Genomic DNA, 23,366 nt, shown 5'->3' on the forward strand with positions numbered 1-23,366 from the left:
ACATCGGTCCACTTCGCTGAAGCTGGCACTTTAGCTTCGCAGAAACTCACTACGTTCGTTTTCAGGTAGCCCCAACCCATCACAACAAGCAAACCCCAAGGAACCCGCCATGAACCCGCTTCCCCCCGATTTCGCCGCCCAACTTGCCGCGCTCAGCCCGCTGCAACTGGCCTGGCTCTCCGGCTATTGCTGGGCGCAGGCCGGCGGCCAAGCCGTGCCGTCCGATGTTGCCGCGCCCGCCGCCGCAGCTCATTCCGCGCCAAGCGCGCCCGCCGAACCCCTGCGTGTGGCCGTGATTTCCGCCTCGCAAACCGGTAACGCCCGCGCCGTGGCCGAACAGTTACAGCAAAAGCTCGCCGCCGCCGGCGTGCACGCCACCCACATAGCCGCCGCTGACTACAAACCGAAAAACCTCGCCGCCGAACGGCTGGTGCTGCTCGTGACCTCCACCCAGGGCGAAGGCGAACCGCCGGAAGAAGCGCTCAGCCTGTACAAACTGCTCAGCGGCAAAAAAGCGCCCCAGCTTGCCGGCCTGCGCTTTGCCGTGCTCGGGCTGGGCGATTCCAGCTACCCGCTGTTTTGCGGCGCCGCCCGCGATTTCGACCGCCTGCTGGCCGATTTGGGCGGCGAGCGGCTGTTGGAACGGCAAGATTGCGATTTAGACTACCGCGCCACTGCCGAAGCCTGGCTGGAGCGCATCGTGCCGCTGGTGTGCGAGCAGGCCGCCGCAGCCGCGCCGGCTGCCGTGCCGAGCGGTGTGTCAGCCAGCACCGGCACGGCCGCCCCCGCATCCGCCTACGGCAAAGCCAATCCCTTCCCCGCCACGCTGCTCGCCCGCCAGAAAATCACCGGCCGCGATTCCGATAAAGACGTGCGCCACATCGAGCTGGATTTGTCCGGCTCCGGCCTCTCCTACCGCGCGGGCGACGCGCTGGGCGTGTGGTTTGATAACGACCCCGCCGTGGTGGACGAGATTTTGGCCGCCGTTTCGCTCACGGGTGAGGAAGAAGCCAGCATCAACGGCCAGGTCAAGCCCATCCGCCAAGCCCTGCTGCACGATTTGGAAATCGGCCTAAACACGCCGCAGTTTGTGCAGGGCTACGCCGAAATTTCAGGTAGCCCCGAGCTGCAGCAGGCCGCCGAGGGCAATGCCGCCGCCTATGCCGCCGCCAACCCGGTTGCCGGCATCGTGTCGCGCCACCCGGCCAAGCTCACCGCCACGCAGCTGGCCGGCCTGCTGCGCCCCCTCGCGCCGCGCCTTTATTCCATCTCCTCCGCGCCCGAAGAGGCGGGCGAAGAAGTGCACCTCACCGTGGGCGTGCTGCGCTACGAACACCACGGCATCCCGCGCACCGGCGCTGCCTCCGGCTTCCTGGCCGAGCGCATCGCCGAAGACGAAACCGTGCGCGTGTTTGTTGAGCCCAACCCGCGCTTCAGGCTACCTGAAAACCCGGAAACACCCGTGGTCATGATCGGCGCGGGCACCGGCATTGCCCCCTTCCGCGCCTTCATGCAGCAGCGCGCCGCCAACGGTGACTCCGGCAAAAACTGGCTCTTCTTCGGCAACCCGCATTTCACCCAGGATTTCCTCTATCAAACCGAATGGCAGGCTTGGGCGAAAGAAGGCCTGCTGAGCAAATACAGCTTCGCTTGGTCGCGCGATCAGGCAGAGAAAATCTACGTGCAGCACAAAATCCGCGAAGAAGCCGCCGAATTGTGGCAATGGCTGCAACAGGGCGCCTATGTGTACGTGTGCGGCGACGCCTCGCGCATGGCCAAAGACGTGGAGCAAGCCCTGCTCGCCGTGATCGCCGAACAAGGCCGCCTCAGCCCCGACGAAGCCGAAGACTACCTCGACACCCTGCGCCAGGAAGGCCGATACCGCCGCGACGTGTATTGAAAACAGCTGCTGTTTTTCAGGTAGCCTCAGCGTAGGCAAACGCAAAGGCTACCTGAAAACCCAAAACATCCCAAACCCAAAGGAAACCGCCATGACCACCCCCGACCCCCGCGCCAAACTCCCCCAATCCCCCCTGGCCGACAACGAACGCCTCAAAGGCCAAAGCCGCCACTTGCGCGGCACCATCGCCCAAGACCTCGGCGACGGCCTCACCGGCGGCTTCAACGGCGACAACTTCCAGCTCATCCGCTTCCACGGCATGTACGAGCAAGACAACCGTGACATCCGCGCCGAGCGCCACGAACAAAAGCTCGACAACCTCAAAAACGTCATGCTGCGCTGCCGCCTGCCCGGCGGCGTCATCACCCCGCAGCAATGGCTCGGCATCGACCAATTCGCCGGCAGCCACACCCTCTACGGCTCCATCCGCCTCACCAACCGCCAAACCTTCCAATACCACGGCATCCTCAAACCCGACATCAAAGCCGTACACCAATGGCTGCACAAGCTCGGCCTCGACTCCATCGCCACCGCCGGCGACGTGAACCGCAACGTTTTGTGCACCAGCAACCCCGTGGAAAGCAGCCTGCACCGCGAAGCCTGGGAATGGGCCAAGAAAATCAGCGAACACCTGCTGCCCAAATCCCGCGCCTATGCCGAAATCTGGCTCGACGGCGAAAAGGTGGAATCCACCGAAACCACCCCCGCCGCCCCGCTCGCCGACAGCGTGAAAAGCGGCGACGCCACCGAGCCCGTGCTCGGCGCCAACTACCTGCCGCGCAAATTCAAAACCACCGTCGTCATCCCCCCGCACAACGACGTCGATTTGCACGCCAACGACCTCAATTTCGTCGCCATCGGCGAAAACGGCAAACTCATCGGCTTCAACGTGCTCGTGGGCGGCGGCCTCTCCACCGAACACGGCAACACCAAAACCTACCCCAACACCGCCCGCGAATTCGGCTTCATCGGGCTCGACAAAGTGCTCGACTGCGCCGCCGCCGTGGTGTCCGTGCAGCGCGACTGGGGTAACCGCAGCGACCGCAAAGCCGCCAAAACCCGCTACACGCTCGAGCGCGTGGGCGCCGAAGTATTCATCGCCGAAGTGGAAAGCCGCATGGGCGCCCAATTCCAGCCCGTCCGCCCCTACGAATTCACCACGCGCGGCGACCGCATCGGCTGGGTGCGGGGCGAAGACCAAAAATGGCACCTCACCCTCTTCATCGAAAACGGCCGCATCACCGACACCCCCGGCAAAACGCTCAAAACCGGCCTGCGCGAAATCGCCGCCATCCACCATGGTGACTTCCGCCTCACTGCCAACCAAAACCTCATCGTGGCCGGCGTGCCCGAAGGCGAAAAAGAGCGCATCGAGCAAATCGCCCGCGCACACGGCCTCATTAGCGACACCGTTACCCGCCAGCGCGAAAACAGCATGGCCTGCGTTGCCCTGCCCACCTGCCCGCTGGCCATGGCTGAAGCCGAACGCTTCCTGCCCGAATTCATCGACCGTGTGGACGAAATCATGGCCGAACACGGCCTTTCCGGCGAGCACATCGTGTTGCGCGTAAATGGCTGTCCCAACGGCTGCGGCCGCACCATGCTGGCCGAAATCGGCCTGGTGGGCAAAGCACCCGGCCGCTACAACCTCTACGCCGGCGGCAACCGCCAAGGCACGCGCATCCCCCGCCTCTATAAAGAAAACATCACCGAGCCCGAAATCCTCGCCATCCTCGCCGACTGGATTGCCGGCTGGGCGCAGCAGCGCGAGGCAGGCGAAGGCTTCGGCGACTACGCCGTGCGTAGCGGCATCGTCCGCCCCGTGCTCGACCCACCGCGCGACTTCTGGGCCGCCTCCGCCGCCTAAACCGGCATCCGGTGAAACGGCGCGGCAGGCAAAAGCAAAAGGCTACCTGAAAATCCTTTTTCGGTTTTCAGGTAGCCTTTCGCCTGCGGCTTGTTGTTTAACGCTCTTTCCTAGCATTCATCCAATCAGACAAATCATTGGCACGTTTGCGGTAATCGGTGTACTGCCCGAATTTCGCATACGCTTCGGCATAGGGCACAAAACTGATGCCGTCAAACTGGTTTTCCGGAATATTCAGCCCCTTTTCGCCATCCATAATCAGGAACAGGAAGGGATAGCGGTCGCCGAAATAAACTAAATAGCGGCGGTTTTTGTCAATTTGCCATAATGTCCGTATATTACCGACAAAGTCGGCAGGAACATGTTTTGAATCGATATAGGTATTGGGTTGATCGAGTTTAACCCTAACAGGTCTATTGATAATTAGGGTTTCAGGTGCTAAAAACGGAGTATTTTCTAGTGCTTTAGAGTCGTTGTTGGTGTAACGATAAAAACCTATATATAAAGGCTTGTTATTTATAGATTGATATGAGGTGTCGCTGGTATAGAAGGCATATCTATATTCCCCAAGATGATAGCCGGTGTCATAGTATATCGGATGATGACAGCCACGATAGATTTTATTTGCACAATAATATGCAGGTTCTTCTTGTTCCATAAATATAGCTTTTCGCTCACCTGTAATAGCTGGCACTTCAACGATATATTCTGCTGATTTTAAATAGTTATATACCCTCATTTCGTCTGTTTTGTCATCCTGAATCACAGAGCCGGTTTCTAAATTGACCAATAGGGAGGCCTGTTCGGTCTTAATCAGGTTCTCTGGTACGCCGTTTTCATACAGGCGTGTATATTCAAAAGTGTTGTCATATTCAGCTAAAATTAGAAGATGATATACACCATCCACAATCAATAAATCTACTAATTCTGGGCCGCCTTGAGAGAATTTACTGTTCAAATCAGAAGAGAAAAAGCCACGTATAGTCTGTTTCTGCATACTCAGCCGTTTTCTGTTTATGATTTGGTCGGATTGTTCGTAATCTTGCAGATATAGTGCACGGAAATCACTAAATTCTGCGTGGGTTAAATGGGGTTGTTGCGTGATTGGTATAGAAGCTTGGCTTGCCGCTGTTTCTGCGGAGGATTGGTTTGTTTGCGGGGTGCAGGCGGCAATGGCAAAGAGGGAAAGCAATATGGGCAGCATTAATTTTGCCCGGATGGGTTTGGCTGGGGTGGCGGTTTTATGGTGCATGGCGATTTCTCTGTAAACAAGGTATTGTGGTGAGATTGTACGCCCGGGGCATGGGGGCTGCAAAAAATGATTTATTTGCAAACAATGGGTAAGCTCATTTTGTTGTTAATGGCAAAAAAGGCTACCTGAAAACCGGGTTTCGGTTTTCAGGTAGCCTTTCGCCTGCGCAGCGCTTAGCCGATGCGTTTGAACGGGGGCAGGCAGGCGAGGAGCTGTTTGCCGTAGCGGGCGGTGAGGATGCGGTTGTCGAGGATGGTAACGCGGCCGTAGTCGTGCTCGGTGCGGATGAGGCGGCCCACGGCTTGCACGAGCTTGATACCGGCTTCGGGCACGGTGATTTCCATAAAGGGATTGCCGCCGCGCTGCTCGATCCAGCGGCTGCGGGTTTTTTCGATGGGGTGGTCGGGCATGGTGAAGGGCAGCTTGGCGATGATGACGTGGGCACAGTCGCTGCCGGGCAGGTCGAGCCCTTCGGCGAAGCTGTCGAGGCCGAAGAGGATGCTGGCGCGGCCTTCGGCGATGGCTTGGCGGTGGCGCTCGAGCAGGATGGCTTTGGGTTGGTCGCCTTGGATGAGCAGGAGCGGCAGGTGGCTTTCAGGTAGCCTCAGGGCAACATCCTGCATTTGTTTGCGCGAGGAGAACAACACGAGGGTGCCCACAGCTTCTTGGGGGCTGATGAGCTTGGGCAGCCATTCAGCGATTTCGGCGGTGTGGGCTTCGGCCTGCTTGGGGCTAGCGGCCACGGGCGGGAGGTAGAGTTCGCCTTGGGCGGGGAAGTTGAAGGGGCTTTCCAGCGCGAGGGTGGTAGTTTCGGGCAGCCAGTGCAGGCCGGTTTGCTTTAATAAATGGTCGAAGCTGCCGAGCGATTGCAGGGTGGCGGAGGTGAGCACGGCGCCGGCGGCGCGGCGCCACAGGCCGGCGGCAAGCATGGCGGCGGCGCTCACGGGGGAGGCGTGGAAGGAGTAGTCGGTTTTGTCGCTGCCGTGGCTGCATTCTATCCATTTGGCCAGCGGCGGGGCGTCGCCGGTGGGCTCGGTGGCGAGCAGGTCCCACACGGCGCTGATTTGCTCGATGCGGGCGCGGAAGACGCCGAATTCGCTGCTGAGGCGGTCGATTTGCGCGCTGTCGCTGTCTTTTTCGCGGCGGGCGGCGGAGAGGGCGTCGTTGAGGCCGTTGGCGTGTTTGTAGAGGCTTTGCGCGGCGGCGGCGGTGTTGGACACGAGCAGGGAGAGCGCTTCGGGGATTTGGCCGTCTTGCCACAGCCATTGCGGATCGCGGCCGCTGTCGTTGTAGGCGAGCTCGGGGGTGTCGCCGAGGTGGAACTGCCATTCGTAGAGGCTGTCGAGCAGGCTGGCGGCGGCTTCGTCGGCCAGGTTGGCGAGATCGGCTTTGTCGGCGAGGGCGGCGATTTTGTCGGTGATTGGCGGCAGTTTTTCCAGCGCCCACACGGCTTGGTTGAGCGAATGTTCGGCGGCAAACTGGTTGAGCGCTTTTTTGGGCAGGTGGTGGGCTTCGTCGATGCAGTAGAAGCTGTTTTCGGGCGCGGGCAGGATCACGCCGCCGCCCATGCCGATGTCCACCATCAGCAGGTCGTGGTTGCTCACCACCACGTCTACGGTTTCCAGCGTGTCGCGGGCGAGGTAGAAAGGGCATTCGGCCCGGTTGGGGCAGGCGGCTTTGAGGCAGCCGTAGTTGTCGTTGTTTACCTTGAGCCAGAGGGCGTCGTCGATTTTTTCCGGCCAGGTGTCGCGGTCGCCGTTGAAGCGGCGCTCGGCAAAGGCGTCGGCCAGCTCGCGCAGGGTTTGGATTTCTTCGGGCTTGGGTTTGCTGTCCCACAAAACGGCGGGCGCGTCGAAGCCGGCGAGGGTTTGCTGGGCACTGCCTTGGGTGAGCTGGTAGAGTTTGTAGGGGCAGAGGTAGCGGCCGCGGCCTTTGGCCAGGGCGAAGGTGAGCTCGAGCCCGCTTTGTTCCACGAGAAACGGCAAATCGCGCCCTACGAGCTGCTCTTGCAGCGCCACGGTGGCGCTGGACACCACCAGCCGTTTGCCGCGTGTTTGCGCCATGATGCCGCCGGCCAAGAGGTAGGCCAGGCTTTTGCCCACGCCGGTGGGCCCTTCGATTACGGCGATGCTCTCGCCCTCGCGCTTGGGCGCTTCGCCGCCTTCGGCCTGCTCCTGGCTGCGCGAGAAGGTGTTGGCCACGGCGGCGAGCATTTCACGCTGCGCTTTGCGCGGGCGGAAATGGGGCAGGTTTTCGCTGATGGCCTGGTAGTGGCGGCGGATGGCGTCTTTTTCTAAGTCGGTGAGCATGGCGGCAAGGGTGGGAAAGAGGCGGGTATTATAAGAGATTATGGGTGGGCGGGCGGAGAGGCTACCTGAAAAATATGGCTTGGGGCGGGCGCGGGTTTTTAGCTTCGTAGAAACTCGCTGCGCTACGCCAAGACATCGGTCCACTGCGTTGAAGCTGGCATTTTAGCTTCGCAGAAACTCAGCCTTGGCTTACCGCCAAGACATCGTTTTCAGGTAGCCTTTATGCCGGTGGAGGGCTACCTGAAACTGGATGGCGGCTATTTCAAAAGGCAAGTACAATCCGCCGCATCGCGAATCAAAAGGATAGAAACGAAATGTCTGAACTCTTGGAATTTTTCCGCACCGAAACGGTGGGCGCGGCGGCGGAAACGCTGGATTTCTGGCTCAACGAATGCAGCCTGGACGAAGCGCCCACGGCAGAGGAAGTGGCGCAGTGGCAGGCGGTGCTGGATGCGCGAGGCGGGCGGTTTACGCGGCTGGCGATGATGTGCGCCGACTGGCTCGCGGAGCATGGCGCGTGAGCCGCTGGCTGCTGCTGAGCGGGCTGTGGTTTGCCGGCATGGTGTATGCGCTGCTGCTGCACGAGGGCGGCAATACGCCGCCGCCGTTTGCCCATTTCGACAAAATCGTGCACGCGGGATTGTTTTTCGGGCAGTTTTGGCTGCTGGCCAAGGTGTTTTTGCAGCGGCGGCGGCCGGTGCCGGTGAGGGCTTTGCTGGCGGTGGCGCTGGTGCTGGCCGCGGGCAGCGAGTGGGCACAGGGCGCGCTCACGGCCACGCGGCAGGCCGATTGGCTGGATGCGGCGGCGGATATGGCCGGTGCGGCGGCCGCGCTGTATTTTGCCGTGCAGGTGCAGGCGGCGCGGGGCAGGGCGCGGGATAAGCAAGAAGCGTGAAAACCATCGGTGCAGACATGCGCGGCGCATCGAGGAGAATGCGCTAAGGCCGCAGAATATGCTTGCTAAACGGCCTGCCCGGGCTTATAATGCGCCTTCTTTCGGAATGTAGCGCAGTCTGGTAGCGCACTTCGTTCGGGACGAAGGGGTCGGAGGTTCGAATCCTCTCATTCCGACCAGCTTTTCAAAAAGACTTGGTGCTGCCAAGTCTTTTTGTTTTGGTGCGGCGTAAGCGATGCCATGCCCCCAAGCCGGAAAGGCTACCTGAAAAATATTTCCCCCATTTCTACCCAGTTATCGCAAAGAAAACCGTTATGACTGTTTCCCTGATCCAAGACCTGCAAGCGCGCGGCCTCATCGCGCAAACCACCGACATCGAAGCCCTGAACACCCTGCTGAACCAACAGAAAATCGCCCTCTACTGCGGCTTCGACCCCACCGCCGACAGCCTGCACATCGGCCACCTGCTGCCCGTGCTCGCCCTGCGCCGTTTCCAGCAGGCCGGGCACACGCCGATTGCCCTGGTGGGCGGTGCCACCGGCATGATCGGCGATCCCAGTTTCAAAGCCGTGGAGCGCAGCCTCAATTCCGCCGAAACCGTGGCCGGCTGGGTAGAGAGCATCCGCAACCAGCTCCAACCCTTCCTGAGTTTTGAAGGCGAAAACGCCGCCATCATGGCCAATAATGCCGACTGGTTTGCCGGCATGAACTGCCTGAGCTTCCTGCGCGACATCGGTAAGCATTTCTCCGTGAATGCTATGCTGAACAAAGAATCCGTGAAGCAGCGCATCGACCGCGACGACGTGGGCATTTCCTTCACCGAATTCGCCTACACGCTGTTGCAAAGCTACGATTTCGCCGAGCTGAACAAGCGCCACGGCGCACTGCTGCAAATCGGTGGTTCCGACCAATGGGGCAACATCACCAACGGCATCGACCTCACCCGACGCCTGAACCAAAAACAAGTATTCGGCCTGACACTGCCGCTGGTAACCAAAGCCGACGGCACCAAATTCGGCAAAACCGAAGGCGGCGCGGTGTGGCTGAACGCGAAGAAAACCTCGCCCTACCAGTTCTACCAATTCTGGCTGAAAGTGGCCGATGCCGATGTGTATAAATTCCTGAAATACTTCACCTTCCTGAGCATCGAGCAAATCGGCGCCATTGAAGCCAAAGACCAAGCCAGCGGCACCAAGCCCGAAGCCCAGCGCATCCTTGCTGAAGAAATGACCCGCCTGATTCACGGCGAAGAAGCACTTGCCGCCGCGCAGCGCATCAGCGAGAGCCTGTTTGCCGAAGACCAAAGCAGCCTCACCGAAAGCGACTTCGAGCAGCTCGCGCTCGACGGCCTGCCCGCATTTGAAGTTTCAGGTAGCCTCAATGTGGTGGAAGCCTTGGTGAAAACCGGCCTGGCTTCGTCCAACAAAGAAGCGCGCGGCTTTGTGAACAGCAAAGCAGTGCTGCTCAACGGCGCGCCCGCCGAGCAGAACAACCCGAACCACGCCGCCGAACGCCCCGACGATGCCTACCTCATCGCCGACGCGCACAAACGTTTCGGCAAATACACCATCCTGCGCCGCGGCAAACGCAACCACGCGCTCTTGGTGTGGCAGTAATCTTCTAAAGCCAAGCGAAAGGCTACCTGAAAATCTTGCCGTGGCATTTTTCAGGTAGCCTTTTTGTCAGCTTGCGTGTTGAAGGCATGGATGATTGTTTAGCCAAAGAGGCTGCCTGAGGGCGCAAGTTTCAGCGAAGCCGAAGCGGTGTTCCAGCTTAAGCCGGAGCCGGATTCCTGTGAAGTTGAAAGGCGAATTCCGGCAGCCTCAAACCGTTTTCCCGGCCGCGCCCAGGTTGTCGGCGGGGCGGCTTTCAGCGTATGATTCGCCGCTACGGCTGCCGCGAAACGGGGAAGTTTCGGCCACCAGTAGATTTTGCAAAACGCGCAGGCATGCCTGTCCGTTCTGCAAAATGTTATTGAATCGAGACACAAAATGACCCAGGCAATCAACCAAATCCGGCTGGCCGACGAAACCGGCCGCCCGCCGGAAACCATTCTGGTGAACATCACGCCGCAGGAAACCCGCGTGGCGCTGCTGGAAGAAAACAAAGTGTGCGAGCTGCACATCGACCGCAACAGCGGCCACGGCCTGGTGGGCAATATTTATCTGGGCGTGGTGCGGCGCGTGCTGCCCGGCATGCAGAGCGCCTTCATCGACATCGGCCTGGAGCGCGCCGCCTTCCTGCACATCGTAGACGTGCTCGAACAGCGCCAGAAGCCCGAAGAAACCCAGCGCATCGAACACATGCTGTTTGAAGGGCAAACCATCCTCGTGCAGGTGATCAAAGACCCGATCAACAGCAAAGGCGCGCGCCTTTCCACCCAAATCTCGCTGGCCGGCCGCTTCCTTGTTTATCTGCCGCAAGACAACCACATCGGCATTTCCCAGCGCATCGAAGACGAAAACGAGCGCAACGAGCTGCGCGAGCGCCTCAAAGCCCTGCTGCCCGAAGAAGGCAGCCACGGCTACATCATCCGCACCAGCGCCGAAACCGCCCGCGACGAAGAGCTGCAAGCCGACATCGACTACCTCTCCAAACTCTGGCAAGACATCCGGCAGCGCTCCAAAAACAGCCCGCCCGAAACCATGCTCTACCAAGATTTGCCGCTCAGCCTGCGCGTGCTGCGCGACATGTTCAACGGCAACACCCAGAAAATCTTCGTCGATTCCGCGCACAACTACCAACGCATGCAGGATTTCGCCCGGCAATATGTGCAGGGCGCCGTGGAGCGCATCCAACATTATCAAGGCGAGAAGCCGCTGTTCGAGCTTTTCCTCGTGGAGCAGGAAATCAACCAATCGCTCCAGCCGCGCGTGGATTTGAATTTCGGCGGCTATCTGATCATCGAAAGCACCGAAGCCATGACCACCATCGACGTGAACACCGGCGGCTTCGTGGGTGCGCGCAATTTCGACGAAACCATTTTCAAAACCAATCTCGAAGCCTGCCATTCCATCGCCCGCGAGCTGCGCCTGCGCAACCTCGGCGGCATGATCATCGTGGATTTCATCGACATGGCCAGCGAAGAACACCGCCAGGCCGTGCTCGGCGAGCTGGCCAAAGCCCTGCGCTTCGACCGCACCCGCGTGACCCTCAACGGCTTCACCAGCCTCGGCCTGGTGGAGCTCACGCGCAAGCGTGCCCGCGAAAACCTGAATCATGTATTGTGCGAGCCGTGCCCCACCTGCCAGGGCAGGGGCTACCTGAAAACCGCGCAAACCGTGTGCTACGAAATCCAGCGCGAAATCGTGCGCGAATCGCGCCGCTTCGATGCGCGCGAGTTCCGCATCCTGGCCGCCCCGCCGGTGATCGATCTGTTTTTAGACGAAGAATCGCAGTCGTTGGCGCTGCTGATCGATTTCATCGGCAAGCCGATTTCGCTGATGGTGGAGGGCAGCTACACGCAGGAGCAGTATGATATTGTGCTGCTGTGATGGCGCGGGATGAAGGAAAGGCTACCTGAAAATTTTCAGGTAGCCTTTTGCGCTGTGCGGCGGATTATTTCTTCAGCGAATCGCGGATTTCGCGCAGCAGGAGGATTTCTTCGGAAGGTTCGGCCGGGGCTTCTTCGGCGGCGGGGGCTTCTTTTTGCAGTTTGCTGATGCCTTTGATCACGGCGAAGATGGCGGTGGCGATAATCAGGAAGCTGATCACGGTGTTGATGAAGAGGCCGATGTTGAGCGTAACCGCGCCGGCGGCTTGGGCGGCGGCCAGGGTGGCGTAGCCTTCGGCGGGGGCGTTGGCGCCGTCTTTCAGAGTGATGAACAGGTTGGAGAAATCCACGCCGCCCAAAATCAGGCCGATGGGCGGCATGATCACGTCGTCTACCAATGATTTGACGATGCCGGAAAAGGCGGTGCCCACCACCATACCGACGGCGAGGTCGATCACGTTGCCGCGCATGATGAAGGCTTTGAATTCGTCGCGAAGTGCCATGTGTGTTTCCTTTAAGTGTGGTTAAAATCGGCGGCATGATAATGGTTTTATGAGCCGCCGTCTGTATGTTGCGGATAAATTTTGTTAATTGTGGGCGGGTGCGGCGGGAAAGGGCGGATTATTCTATATCGCCGCTGTTGGCGGGCAGAATGTGGCGGCAGAAACGCCAATCGGCCACGGGCTGGTCGTCGAGGTAGGCCTGCGGTTTGGGCAGGAAGGCGAGGAAGCAGTGGGCGATGCCGAGCGCTTCGGCGCTGGCACGGGCGTATTCGGCGCCGCCGCTGCTCCAGAGGTAGAGGGCATGCCCGGCGGCGTGCAGGCGGCGGATGTCGGCAATCACGGCGGCCATGGGGATGCGCGTGCGGCCGACGCTGCGCACGAGGGTGTCGTCGACATCGACAAAAATGGTTTGGGGGCGGGGCGGGGTCATTTGAGGCTACCTGAAAAATATTGGGGGCTGAAACCTTGGCGAAATTTTTCGCAACGGAGGCTTTCCTCTCTGCCGTTTGCTTGATTTATCAAGGATACGGTTCAATTGGCTGGTTGGCTAAAGGTGGATATAAAACTCACCCTATGGCTGAGTAAGCAATATTTCGCCAATGCTTCGGGCTACCTGAAAACTTCCCGTGCGACTGAGCTTTACCATCAGCCCGGGTGCATCAGGGTTTGCACTTCTTCCAAAGAAATGGGCGGGGTGGCGCCGTGGCGGGTAACGTTGAGGGCGCCGATGGCGCATGCGAAGGCGAGGGTGTCGGCCGGGGCGGCGCCGGAGAGCAGTTGGTGGAGGAAGCCGGCGAGGAAGCTGTCGCCCGCACCCACGCTGTCGGCCACGTTCACGCGGAAGCCGTGGTGGGCGAGGATTTCGCCGTGGCGGAAGTAGAGGGCGCCGTGCTGGCCGAGAGTGACGCAGATGTGTTCGGTATCGGTGTGGCCGGCGAGGTAGCGCAGGTTTTGCTCAAGGCTGCGGTAGGGCGAGCCGAAGGCGGCGGCGAGCTCGTAGAGCTCTTCGTCGTTGAGCTTGATGAGGTGGGCGCTGCGCATCAGGCCGAGTACGCGATCGGCGCTGTAGTGCGGCTTGCGCAGGTTCACGTCGAGCACGCGGAAGCGGGCGGCGGGCAGGATTTGCTCGAGTGCGGCACGGGAGACGGGATCGCGGCCGGAGAGGCTGCCATACACGAAGGCGTCGGAGGCGGCCACGCGCGCCAGTGCGGCTTCGGTAACGCAGATTTTGTCCCAAGCGCAGGGATAGACGATTTCGTAGCGGGCGCTGCCGTCGGCCTGGAGCAGCACTTTCACCAGGCTGGTGGCGTGTTCTTCGTCGGTTTGCACCAGGTCGGCGGCCACTTGGCGCGCGGCAATCTGGCGCAGCAGCTCTTCGCCGTCGGCATCGCGGCCGCAACGGCTGATGATGCTGCATTCGGCGCCTAGGGAGGCGAGCCGCACCAGTACGTTGAGCGGGGCGCCGCCTAGGGCTTTGCCGCCGGGGAAGTCGTCCCATAATACTTCGCCGAAACTGCTGATTTTCATGATGGTTCTCTTATGGTGGATATTAGGGGGAGGCTACCTGAAAAATGGTTGGGATGTTTTCAGGTAGCCTCAAGCATTGTATTGCCTTTACGTTTGGGGCGTGCAGTTTTGGTTGCCGTATGTTTGCAGGCAGTGCCCTATCCGCTCTTGAAGCTGCCGGTCGGCTTCGCGCCGCATGCGTTCGTTGGCTGGGTCGGCTTGGGCGGTGTGGCAGGCGAATAGGGCGGCCAGCGCTAGGGGCGGGAATAGGCGGGATGGTTGCATGGGGCGGTTGTTTCTTTTGGTTTTGGCTTAGTGCCGTTTCAGTCTTGGCTGTGTCAGACAGTTTTCAGGTAGCCAAATGAAGAAGAGGCTACCTGAAAATCGGTTGGCATTTTTCAGGTAGCCTTGATGCGCTTTACACGTTAAACAGGAAGTGCATCACATCGCCGTCCTGCACCACGTATTCTTTGCCTTCCACGCGCATTTTGCCGGCTTCTTTGGCTTTGGCTTCGCCGCCGAGGGAAACGAAATCGTCGTAGGCGATGACTTGGGCGCGGATGAAGCCGCGTTCGAAATCGGTGTGGATCACGCCGGCGGCCTGCGGGGCGGTGTCGCCTTTGTGGATGGTCCAGGCGCGCACTTCTTTCACGCCGGCGGTGAAGTAGGTTTGCAGGCCCAAGAGGTCGTAGCCGGCGCGGATGAGGCGGTTCAGGCCGGGTTCTTCCAAGCCCATTTCGGCGAGGAATTCGGCTTTTTCGCCGTCTTCCAGCTCGGCGATTTCGCTCTCCATGGCGGCGCACACGGCCACCACGGGGGCGTTTTCTTTGGCGGCGAGTTCTTTCAGGCGTTCCAGATGCGGGTTGTTTTCAAAGCCGTCTTCGGCCACGTTGCCCACATACATGGCGGGCTTGGCGGTGAGCAGGAACAGGGGCTTGAGCAGGGCGAGCTCTTCCGCGTCGAGGCCGAAGGAGCGCACGGGTTGGCCTTCATTCAGGTGCGGTAGGATTTTTTTGCACAGTTCCACCAGTTTTTGCGCGTCTTTGTCGCCGGAGCGGGCGCGTTTTTCTTCGCGGACGATGGCTTTTTCCACGCTGGCCAAGTCTGCCAAAGCCAGTTCGGTGCCGATGGTTTCGATGTCGGCAATCGGATCGACTTTGCCGGATACGTGCACGATGTTGTCGTCGTCGAAGCAGCGCACGACGTTCACGATGGCATCGGTTTCGCGGATGTTGGCGAGGAATTGGTTGCCCAGGCCTTCGCCTTTGCTTGCGCCTGCGACCAGGCCTGCGATGTCTACAAATTCCACAATGGCGGGCTGCATTTTCTGCGGATTGACGATTTTGGCCAGCGCGGCCATGCGCGGGTCGGGCACTTCTACGATGCCGACGTTGGGTTCGATGGTGCAGAAGGGATAGTTGGCCGCTTCGATGCCCGATTGGGTGAGGGCGTTGAACAGGGTGGATTTGCCGACGTTGGGCAGGCCGACGATGCCGCATTTCATGCTCATGGGTGGTCCTTAAGTATGCCGTTGAATAAAATCGGCGGATTTTATCATAGAAGGCTACCTGAAAAACCGAGAGCATGGTTTTCAGGTAGCCCCAAATGCTCTGAGGCTACCTGAAAATACTGCACGGGCGTTTTAACTTCGTGAGGCTGATGCCTTCAGGCAGCATTGGGAGCTGGGCAGAAATAGGCAGCGGGGGCGCAAGGCTGTATAATGCCGCCCTTCATGTTATGGCCGGTGCCCGGCCGTGGCTAAAGCGTTTCTTCCTTCCGATAGCGTTGGTTCGCCTTGCCGTACTGCCGGTACGGCCTGCGGCCCGCCGCCTGGCGGGAAGAAGGAATGGCTTTGGCTAAATACCGATAACCAGATTGAGCCGCACATCCATCATGCTTGAGCACCTGCCTTATTTCCAGCAACACCTGCCCCGCGATTTGGGCCGCGTTAATGCGGTGATCGAGCGCGCGGTGCAGTCGGAAGTGGCGCTGATTTCGCAAATCGGGCGCTACATCATCAGCGCGGGCGGCAAGCGTTTGCGCCCCATCCTCACCATCCTCTCCGGCAAGGTGCTGGGCTACGAGCAAGACCCACTCTACGCGCTGGCGGCGATGGTGGAATTCATCCATACCTCCACCCTGCTGCACGACGATGTGGTGGACGAAAGCGAGATGCGGCGCGGCCGGAAAACGGCCAACAATATGTTTGGCAACGCCGCCGCCGTGCTGGTGGGCGATTTCCTCTACACCCGCGCATTCCAATTGATGGTGTCTTCCGGCAGCCTCAGGATTTTGGACGTGATGGCCGATGCCACCAACATCATCGCCGAGGGTGAAGTACTCCAGCTGATGAACATCGGTAACACCGCCATCACCGAAGCCGAGTATGTGCAGGTGATCCAATACAAAACCGCCAAGCTGTTTGAAGCCGCCGCGCAGGTGGGTGCGATCCTGGCCGGCGCCACGCCCGAACAGGAGGCCGCGCTGAAAGATTACGGCCGCCACATCGGCACCGCCTTCCAAATTATCGACGATGTGTTGGATTACGCCGGCAACGTGGAAGAAACCGGCAAAAACGTGGGCGACGACCTGGCTGAAGGCAAGCCCACCCTGCCGCTGATCTACCTCATGCAAAACGCCGAGCCGCCCGTGGCCGATGCCGTGCGCCACGCGCTGGAGCATGCCGACCGCAGCTATTTCGAGCAAATCCACGGCTATGTGGCGCAATCCGATGCGCTGGCCTATTGCGTGCACGAGGCGCGCAAGGCGGTGGACGAGGCCTTGGCCTGCCTGGCTGCGCTGCCGGACAACGAGGTTTCCAGGGCCATGCGCGAGCTTGCCGAAGAATCGCTGGCACGTGTATCATAGCCGCCTTTTAACGGGAATAGATAATTGCATCTGAACGTTATCCCGCTGTTTCTGGTGATGCTGATTCTGCTGGGCGTGCTCAGCAACAATCAATCCATCACCATTTCTGCCGCCGTGCTGCTCCTGATGCAGCAAACCCTGCTGGCGCGCTATCTTCCTTTGGCCGAGCAATACGGCGTGCAGGCGGGCATCATCCTGCTCACCATCGGCGTGCTCAGCCCGCTGGTGTCGGGCAAAATCCAGATGCCGGGGCCGGCCGGATTCATGAATTGGAAAATGCTCTCGGCAGTGGCGGTGGGCGTGCTGGTGGCGTGGCTGGCCGGGCGCGGCGTGCCGCTGATGAGCGGGCAGCCGGTGTTGGTAACCGGCCTCCTGCTGGGCACGATTATCGGCGTGGCCTTTTTGGGCGGCATCCCGGTGGGGCCGCTGATTGCGGCGGGGATTTTGTCGTTTATCGCCGGGAAAGGTTGATTGTTGGAAAGTTTGATTTCTCGCCGTAGTTCAACGGATAGAACGTATGCCTCCTAAGCGTAAAATACAGGTTCGATTCCTGTCGGCGGGGCCATAATGAAAAGGCTACCTGAAATTTTAGCTTCGCAGAAACTCGCAAAGCTCGTTTTCAGGTAGCCTTTTGCTTTGCTGGCCGTTTGCTGGATGAGGGCGTTTAACCTGTGTTGCGCAAGCCTTGTGCCACGCCGTTGATGGTGAGGTGGATGAGGTGGATGAGCTGCGGGTTGCCGGGGTGGCGGCGCAGGCGCTCGAGCAGGGCTACCTGAAACCAGTTGAGGGCGTTCAGATAGGGGATGCGCAGGGTGAGCGAGCGGGCGAGGGTGCGGTTGTCGGTGAGCAGATGGTCTTGCCCGGTCAGCTGCAACAGGGCGCGGCGGCTACGCCCGAACTCGGCGGCAATGCGTTCAAACATGGCTTCGGCGGCCTGCGGCTGGGCGGCCAAGCCCACATAGGCGCGGGCGATATCCAAATCGGCCTTGGCCATCACCTGCTCCATATTGGAGAGCATGGCTTGGAAGAAGGCGCTGTACCGTACCATATGGCGCAGGCGTTCGAGGTTGGCGGGGTTGTCGCGCAGAAGCTGCTCTACGGCGCTGCCAAAGCCGTACCAAGCGGGCAGCATGAGGCGGTTTTGCGTCCAAGAGAACACCCAGGGGATGGCGCGCAAATCCTGTATCCGCGCCAGGGTTTTGCGGCTGGCGGGGCGGCTGCCGATGTTGAGGCTGGCGATTTCGTTGATGGGGCTGGTTTGCAGGAAGTAATCGACGAAATCGGGGTGGGTGATGAGCTCGCGGTAGTAGGCGAAGGCGGCGTCGGAAAGGGACTGCATCAGCTCGGCGTCGGGCTCTTCGGTGCGGTGCGGCAGCAGGCTGGCTTCGAGCGCGGCGGCCACCAGGGTTTCCAGGTTGCGCTCGGCGTTGTCGGCGTCGGCATATTTGGCGGTGATCACTTCGCCCTGTTCGGTGATGCGGATCTGCCCGGCCACGCTGCCGGCAGGCTGCGCCAGCACGGCTTCGTAGGAAGGGCCGCCGCCTCGGCCCACGCTGCCGCCGCGGCCGTGGAACAGGCGCAGGCGCACGCGGTGTTTGGCAAACAGGCTCACCAGCGCCTGCTCGGCCTGATACAGCACCCATTGGCTGGTGACGTAGCCGCCGTCTTTGTTGCTGTCGGAATAGCCGAGCATGATTTCCTGGATGTTGCCGCGGCCGGCGAGCAGGTGGCGGTACCAGGGCAGGGAGAAGAGATGATCCATCACGCCGATGCAGTCTTGCAGCGCTTCGATGGTTTCAAACAGCGGCACGATGTTGAGCCGGCTTTCAGGTAGCCCTTCGGCATTCAGGCGCAGCAGGCCGGTTTCTTTCATAATCAGTGCCAATGCCAACATTTCGCTCACGTTTTCGGCGTTGGAAATGATGCTTTGGCGGATGGCATCTTCACCGAATTCAGTTTTGATTTCGGCGGCGGCGCGGAAAATAGCCAGCTCGTGTTCGGTGGCTTCGCTGTATTTGGCAAACGGGCTGTGTAGCGGGCGCGGAGACGATAATTCGCGCAGCAGCACGCGTTCGCGTTCGGCTTCGCCCAGCTCTTGCAGGTTTTCCAGGCCGGCGGCGGCAAAGAGTTCGGCGGCCACATCGATGTGTCGCTGGGCATGCTGGCGCAAATCCAGAGGCATCAGATAGAAGCGGAACACGGAGGCGGCGCGGATGAGGTCGGCCAAGCGGCCTTCAGCCAGAAGGCGGCTGCCGTTGTCGCGCAAGGAATCGCGGATGGCGTGCAGGTCGGCCAAAAATTCTTCCACCGTGGCATAGGGCTCGAGCAGGCCGAACAGGCTACCCAGCCCACTGCCGAAACGGCGGGCGGTGGCCACGGTGCGGGCAATGATGTAGGCCAGGGCGCGGCGGTAGGGCTCTTCTTCGTGCGCGCGCTCGGTGTCGGGCGACTGCGCGGACAAAGCCAGCACTTCCGGGCTCACGTTGACGCGCCGCACCGACATGGGCAGCTCTTCATATAATTTATACAGCTGGCTGCGGTAGAAGCGGAACACGGCGCTCACCTGCTGGGCGAAGGCGGCGCGCAGGGTGTCGGCGGACACGAAGGGGTTGCCGTCACGGTCGCCGCCGATCCAGCCGCCGATGTGCAGCACATTGGGCAGGCGGATGTGCGGATAGGCGGTCTGGAGCGCGGTTTCCAGCTTGCGGTACACGCCGGGCACGGCGGTGAAGAAGCTGAGCGGGAAATACATGATGCCGTTGCTGATTTCATCGGCCACGCTGATTTTGAAGTGGCGATTTTCGTTGGTTTGCCACAGCGTCCACAGCATAGTTTGCACCTGCTGCTGCAAACGTTCGTCGTTGTATCCGGCCTGGCTGGCGCGTTGGTCGAGCAGGTTGCGGATTTGGCGGTGCAGCGTGAGGATGGTTTGGCGCTGTACTTCGGTGGGGTGGGCGGTGAGTACGGCCACCACTTCGGTGTGGTCGAGCTGCTGTTGCAGGGCTTCGGCGTTCACGCCCTGCTGGCGCAGCAGCTCGAGGGTGTGGCCGAAGGTGGATTTCACGTTGTCGCGGGTTTGGCTGTGGGCGAGACGGCGGCGCTGGTGGTGCGCATCTTCGGCGATGTTGAGGATTTGCGCGAACAGGCCGCAGGCACGGATGAGGTCTTCGAGCTGCCGGTCGTTGAGCTGCGGCAGGCTGCGCGCCACCACTTCCTGCGGCGCTTCGCCGCCAATCAGCGCGGCCACGGCATTTTGCACAGGCTGGTCGGTTTGCGCGGCGAGCACGGCTTGCAGCGCGCCGGTGAGGAAGGCGACGTCGTCAAAGAGGGGGGCGTCTTTGTAGGGATGTTGGCCGGAAACTTCGGGCATCATGGGGTGTTCCTTTGCAGAGGGTTATTCTTGGGTGAGCCGGGAAAAGCGCAGCATGCTGTTGGGATAATCCAAACCGTACACGCACCAGATCAACACGAAATAGCAAACGGCATGCAGCAGCCAGCGGGCAGGAAGGCTACCTGAAAACAGCGGGGCGGAAGGCAGGCAGGTAAACAAAATACCGGTCAGCACCGATGCCAGCGCCAGCCATTGATACACGCGCATGCCGAAAAAATACGGCGTTTGCGGTTCGCCGCGCAGCGATTCTTCCACGAAGCGGAACGCGCCGCTGAGAATCAGATACATGCCGGCAACAAACGAAGCAGGCATTTGCAGCCGGTATAAGCGCCACAGCAGGAAAAAGCTCAGGAAATTGGCGGCGATGGAATAAAACTGGGTGGGGTGCAGGTTTTGCCCCTGCCAGCCGGCCAGCTTGCACACGCGCGATTTTTCGTGGAAAAAGCGGATGCCCGGCATCTCGGTGGGGATGCCGTGGCAGCAGCCCTGAATCAGGCAGCGGCAGCGGCCGAACAGCTGGATCGGGCAGGCAGCCAGCGCGGCCGCGCCCAACAGCGTCCAGCCGCTTAAATCCGAGCAGGCGGCAATCAGGCAGCCGGCCAGCACAATGCCCAGCACGCTGCCATAATAGCCAAACGGGCGCAACAGCGCCGACGAGCCTTCCACCCATTGCGCCCACAAACCCGCCCCGATAAACCCGGCAACACCCAGCAGCCACACCGCCCACAGGTAGTGCGGCAGCAAATAGGCCAGCACCAGAAAACCGCACACGCCGCCCAAAGCCGCATAGAAGCCGTGGTTAATCAGCCGCAGGCGGCCGATGCGCCACTCGCGCCAAGAATTGGCGATGGATTCGGCGGCACGCAGCAGGGCGCGGTAAACCGGTTGCCGCTGTCGCACGGCCCAATAAGCCGCCATCCCGGCCAGCACATCGGCCAAGGTATGGTTGTGTGTGGTCAGGCAGCTTATGATGACCAAGGCTGCCAGCACAGCCCATACCATACGCCACTGTGGGCGGCATAGGCAAGAATAGCGTGCCGCCAGCAGCGCCCAAAACACATGAAACGAAGGCAGCGCCGCCGCCGCGCTGTCGTATTCCCGCCCTTGTGCAATCCAGTGCAGCCATATCGTATTTTCAGGTAGCCTGCCGTAGCGCACGACAGCCGGAATGATGAGATAACAATAAAAAATCAGCGCCATGCCCCAGAAAGCGTCCAAAGCGAAACCGCGCAGCAGGCGGTTTTGCCGCAAACACAGCGGCAGCAGCCCCGCCCACGGATAGAGCAGCACATAAAACACCACGCTGAAGCCCCACAGCGGCACCGCCTCATCCCAAACGCCGTTGCTGTACCACACATCCGGCGGTATCCCCAGCCACACGAACGCCTCATACAGCAGCAGCCACAGCAGCCAAATAAACAGCCCGAGCAGCAGCCTTTTGGAGAAAGAAACCCCGTGCCCGTTGTCCGGCGGCAGGCTGAACCAGCCGTAGTGCAGCATCGGGCGCGCGCCGAACTGTTTGGCCATCACCTCGCGCTCGAAGCCTGCCACATAAGCCGCCGTGAGCAGCGCAAACAGCGGCGACACCAGCCACAGCCCGCCCGGCGACTGCGCATACAGCGCCGCGCCCGCACATAGCCAAACCGCGCCGGTGTAAATCGGGTGGCGGCACAGGCGGTAGGCACCGGAAGCCACAAAGTGCTGCGGCGGAAACGCATTCATCGGCAGGCCGCCGCCGCGGTGCCACAGGTTGTGCATGGCCCACAGCATCAGCGAGAGCCCGGCCACCGCCAGCAGCGCGCCGGCCAGCGGATAGGGCGGCACCGGCAGCTGCACCACGCCCGAAGTATGCCGTGCCCAAAAGATTAGCAGCAGCGGCAGCAGCAGGCAGAATACCGAGGCATAAGCTATTTTTTGCAGGGCAAGGTTTATTTTTGCCATAACACCCTCTCGTATAAGGCCCAGCCTTCCACGGAAATATTTTCAGGTAGCCTCAAAGTGGCGCGGCTTTTCCATTTTTGCTCGCGGCTGGATAGGAAGCGCCGGCCAAACAACAGCCGCAGCACAGGATTGCGCTCGGCGATGGCCAGCAGCGGCTCGTCTTTAATCGTTTGCGGTGCGGCAAAATCCAAGCGCAGACCGAATGCCGGTGTCGACAGCCCGCTTGCCTCCAGCATGAAATCTTCGGCGAGCGTGCCGTTGTAAACCAAACGCCGCAGCGGCACTTCGCCGCGCCATTCGATCCACACCGCATAGTGCCCCTCCGACACAAAACGCCCCCAATACAGCTCGCGCAGGGGCAGCCGCTGCGGCCAAAAATCCATTTCCAGCGTTTCGGCATAACCCAAGCCGCTGTATTCCCGCCCGTTTAGGGCTACCTGAAAACGGGCGGCGGGCGTGTGGGCATGCCATGCCAGCTGCCCGCTGCCGGCCGGCAGGGCAAGGCGGACACCGTCGGCCAGCGCCTGCCAGCGGCCTTCGAAACCGAGCTTGGGCTGGCGGATGCCGCTGGGAAAGAGCTGCGCGGTGCGCAGGCAGCTGCGCTCAATGGTGCGGCCTTCGGCCGGGCTGAGGATCAGGGCGGAATAGGGCAGGGCGAGGCCGTGGCAATGCAGCTCGGCCGCGTAGGCAATCAGGGCGTTGCCAGCGGGGTCGATGCCGTCGAAATAGTGTTTGCGCAGGCGGAACATGATGATGGGCGGTGTGGCCGCTTGGGGCTACCTGAAAAACGGTGCTTCCGCTTAATCCGGTATTTTGGCTTGGCAGAAACGCTAACTGCGTTGAAGCTGGCGTTTTAGCTTCGCAGAAACTCCGTCTTGGCTACGCTAAGACATCGTTTTAGCTGCGCTGAAGCTTACGCTTTCAGGTAGCCTTCAGATATTTTCAGGTAGCCTTTATCGGCAGCGGATTTGCTGACGGCGGCCTGATTGAAAGTTTGTGTGGCGGACGGGTGGGAAATGCGTTGCTTGGTGTGCGTCCGGCCTACAGCGCGGCTTCGTCGCGCTCGCCGGTGCGGATGCGCACCACGCCTTCCACCGGCAGGATGAAGATTTTGCCGTCGCCGATTTTGCCGGAGTTGGCGGCTTGCACGATGGTTTCCACCGCCTGCTCCACCATGCCGTCGTCCAGCACGATTTCCAGCCGGATCTTGGGCAGGAAATCCACCGCATATTCGGCACCGCGGTAGATTTCGGTGTGGCCTTTTTGGCGGCCGAAGCCTTTCACTTCGGTTACCGTCATGCCGGTGATGCCGATGTCGGTGAGTGCGTCGCGCACGTCGTCGAGTTTGAAGGGCTTGATGATGGCTTCGATTTTTTTCATGGGCTTTGTCCTTGCGTGAACCGGCGGCAAAGCTACCACAAGCCCGCCGCGCTTTCAATCG

19 protein-coding genes and 2 tRNA genes are annotated in these 23,366 nt (G+C 60.5%); 10 read left to right on the top strand and 11 right to left on the bottom strand.

The annotated features are described in order from the left end of the window. Nucleotides 1–109 precede the first annotated feature (109 nt). Together H9Q10_RS03340 and cysI are read left to right on the top strand one after the other, a co-directional pair. The gene (locus H9Q10_RS03340) at nucleotides 110–1,900 is read left to right on the top strand and encodes an assimilatory sulfite reductase (NADPH) flavoprotein subunit (RefSeq protein ID WP_197902612.1); all 1,791 of its coding nucleotides are present in this window, start codon (nucleotides 110–112) and stop codon (nucleotides 1,898–1,900) included. 91 nt (nucleotides 1,901–1,991) lie between these two features. Then, on the top strand, nucleotides 1,992–3,767 hold the full coding sequence (gene cysI, locus H9Q10_RS03345; protein ID WP_197902613.1) for an assimilatory sulfite reductase (NADPH) hemoprotein subunit: 1,776 nt from the start codon (nucleotides 1,992–1,994) through the stop codon (nucleotides 3,765–3,767). 97 nt (nucleotides 3,768–3,864) lie between these two features. Here cysI and H9Q10_RS03350 read toward each other — a convergent pair whose 3' ends face one another. Both H9Q10_RS03350 and dinG read right to left on the bottom strand, forming a co-directional pair. Then, entirely contained in the window at nucleotides 3,865–5,019 is a 1,155-nt protein-coding gene (locus H9Q10_RS03350; RefSeq protein WP_197902614.1) for a hypothetical protein, read from the bottom strand. Between the two features lie 173 nt (nucleotides 5,020–5,192). After that, complete coding sequence (gene dinG / locus H9Q10_RS03355; protein ID WP_197902746.1) at nucleotides 5,193–7,328, bottom strand: ATP-dependent DNA helicase DinG; 2,136 nt, start codon at nucleotides 7,326–7,328, stop codon at nucleotides 5,193–5,195. Nucleotides 7,329–7,642: 314 nt separating this feature from the next. On the opposite strand from dinG, the gene H9Q10_RS03360 reads away from it, so the two are divergent. From H9Q10_RS03360 to rng, 5 genes are all read left to right on the top strand, one after another. After that, nucleotides 7,643–7,849: a dioxygenase gene (locus H9Q10_RS03360; RefSeq protein ID WP_197902615.1), complete on the top strand. Its 207-nt coding sequence runs from the start codon at nucleotides 7,643–7,645 to the stop codon at nucleotides 7,847–7,849. Then, the gene (locus H9Q10_RS03365) at nucleotides 7,816–8,223 is read left to right on the top strand and encodes a hypothetical protein (RefSeq protein ID WP_420841830.1); all 408 of its coding nucleotides are present in this window, start codon (nucleotides 7,816–7,818) and stop codon (nucleotides 8,221–8,223) included. Before H9Q10_RS03360 ends, H9Q10_RS03365 begins: the two co-directional genes overlap by 34 nt. A 102-nt stretch (nucleotides 8,224–8,325) precedes the next feature. Beyond that, a tRNA-Pro gene (locus tag H9Q10_RS03370) sits at nucleotides 8,326–8,402 on the top strand. 135 nt (nucleotides 8,403–8,537) lie between these two features. Beyond that, complete coding sequence (tyrS, locus tag H9Q10_RS03375) at nucleotides 8,538–9,839, top strand: tyrosine--tRNA ligase (protein WP_197902616.1); 1,302 nt, start codon at nucleotides 8,538–8,540, stop codon at nucleotides 9,837–9,839. A gap of 375 nt (nucleotides 9,840–10,214) precedes the next feature. Next, on the top strand, nucleotides 10,215–11,717 hold the full coding sequence (gene rng, locus H9Q10_RS03380) for a ribonuclease G (RefSeq protein ID WP_197902617.1): 1,503 nt from the start codon (nucleotides 10,215–10,217) through the stop codon (nucleotides 11,715–11,717). Between the two features lie 64 nt (nucleotides 11,718–11,781). Here the strand turns inward: rng and mscL are convergent, their stop codons facing one another. The 5 genes from mscL to ychF all read right to left on the bottom strand — a co-directional run bounded on the left by mscL (nucleotide 11,782) and on the right by ychF (nucleotide 15,235). Further along, complete coding sequence (gene mscL / locus H9Q10_RS03385) at nucleotides 11,782–12,219, bottom strand: large conductance mechanosensitive channel protein MscL (RefSeq protein ID WP_067592561.1); 438 nt, start codon at nucleotides 12,217–12,219, stop codon at nucleotides 11,782–11,784. A 118-nt stretch (nucleotides 12,220–12,337) separates the two neighbouring features. Continuing rightward, nucleotides 12,338–12,649, bottom strand: coding sequence for an HAD family hydrolase (locus H9Q10_RS03390; RefSeq protein WP_197902618.1), 312 nt, complete (start codon nucleotides 12,647–12,649; stop codon nucleotides 12,338–12,340). Nucleotides 12,650–12,864: 215 nt separating this feature from the next. Next, nucleotides 12,865–13,746: a carbohydrate kinase family protein gene (locus H9Q10_RS03395; RefSeq protein WP_197902619.1), complete on the bottom strand. Its 882-nt coding sequence runs from the start codon at nucleotides 13,744–13,746 to the stop codon at nucleotides 12,865–12,867. 87 nt (nucleotides 13,747–13,833) lie between these two features. Further along, nucleotides 13,834–14,010: a hypothetical protein gene (locus H9Q10_RS03400; protein WP_197902620.1), complete on the bottom strand. Its 177-nt coding sequence runs from the start codon at nucleotides 14,008–14,010 to the stop codon at nucleotides 13,834–13,836. A gap of 133 nt (nucleotides 14,011–14,143) precedes the next feature. Further along, nucleotides 14,144–15,235 (bottom strand): redox-regulated ATPase YchF, encoded by a 1,092-nt coding sequence (ychF, locus tag H9Q10_RS03405; protein WP_197902621.1) that lies wholly within the window; start codon nucleotides 15,233–15,235, stop codon nucleotides 14,144–14,146. Between the two features lie 383 nt (nucleotides 15,236–15,618). On the opposite strand from ychF, the gene H9Q10_RS03410 reads away from it, so the two are divergent. The 3 genes from H9Q10_RS03410 (at nucleotide 15,619) to H9Q10_RS03420 (ending at nucleotide 17,158) form a co-directional block, all read left to right on the top strand. Further along, nucleotides 15,619–16,593, top strand: coding sequence for a polyprenyl synthetase family protein (locus H9Q10_RS03410; protein WP_197902748.1), 975 nt, complete (start codon nucleotides 15,619–15,621; stop codon nucleotides 16,591–16,593). A 24-nt stretch (nucleotides 16,594–16,617) separates the two neighbouring features. Then, the gene (locus tag H9Q10_RS03415; RefSeq protein WP_197902622.1) at nucleotides 16,618–17,064 is read left to right on the top strand and encodes a DUF441 domain-containing protein; all 447 of its coding nucleotides are present in this window, start codon (nucleotides 16,618–16,620) and stop codon (nucleotides 17,062–17,064) included. 19 nt (nucleotides 17,065–17,083) lie between these two features. Continuing rightward, nucleotides 17,084–17,158, top strand: a tRNA-Arg gene (locus H9Q10_RS03420). A gap of 99 nt (nucleotides 17,159–17,257) precedes the next feature. Here H9Q10_RS03420 and ppc read toward each other — a convergent pair. The 4 genes from ppc to H9Q10_RS03440 form a co-directional block, all read right to left on the bottom strand. Further along, on the bottom strand, nucleotides 17,258–19,966 hold the full coding sequence (ppc, locus tag H9Q10_RS03425) for a phosphoenolpyruvate carboxylase (RefSeq protein ID WP_197902623.1): 2,709 nt from the start codon (nucleotides 19,964–19,966) through the stop codon (nucleotides 17,258–17,260). Nucleotides 19,967–19,987: 21 nt separating this feature from the next. Continuing rightward, nucleotides 19,988–21,925 carry a prolipoprotein diacylglyceryl transferase family protein gene (locus H9Q10_RS03430; protein WP_197902624.1) on the bottom strand — a complete coding sequence of 646 codons (1,938 nt, stop codon included), beginning with the start codon at nucleotides 21,923–21,925 and terminating at the stop codon, nucleotides 19,988–19,990. Further along, nucleotides 21,913–22,674 carry a hypothetical protein gene (locus tag H9Q10_RS03435; protein ID WP_197902625.1) on the bottom strand — a complete coding sequence of 254 codons (762 nt, stop codon included), beginning with the start codon at nucleotides 22,672–22,674 and terminating at the stop codon, nucleotides 21,913–21,915. The genes H9Q10_RS03430 and H9Q10_RS03435 overlap by 13 nt, the downstream gene beginning before the upstream one ends. A 292-nt stretch (nucleotides 22,675–22,966) precedes the next feature. Next, on the bottom strand, nucleotides 22,967–23,305 hold the full coding sequence (locus H9Q10_RS03440) for a P-II family nitrogen regulator (RefSeq protein WP_197902626.1): 339 nt from the start codon (nucleotides 23,303–23,305) through the stop codon (nucleotides 22,967–22,969). Nucleotides 23,306–23,366: the final 61 nt, after the last annotated feature.

Origin of the sequence: Eikenella glucosivorans (genome assembly GCF_016025525.2) — a bacterium.
Classification (GTDB): Bacteria; Pseudomonadota; Gammaproteobacteria; order Burkholderiales; family Neisseriaceae; genus Eikenella; species Eikenella glucosivorans.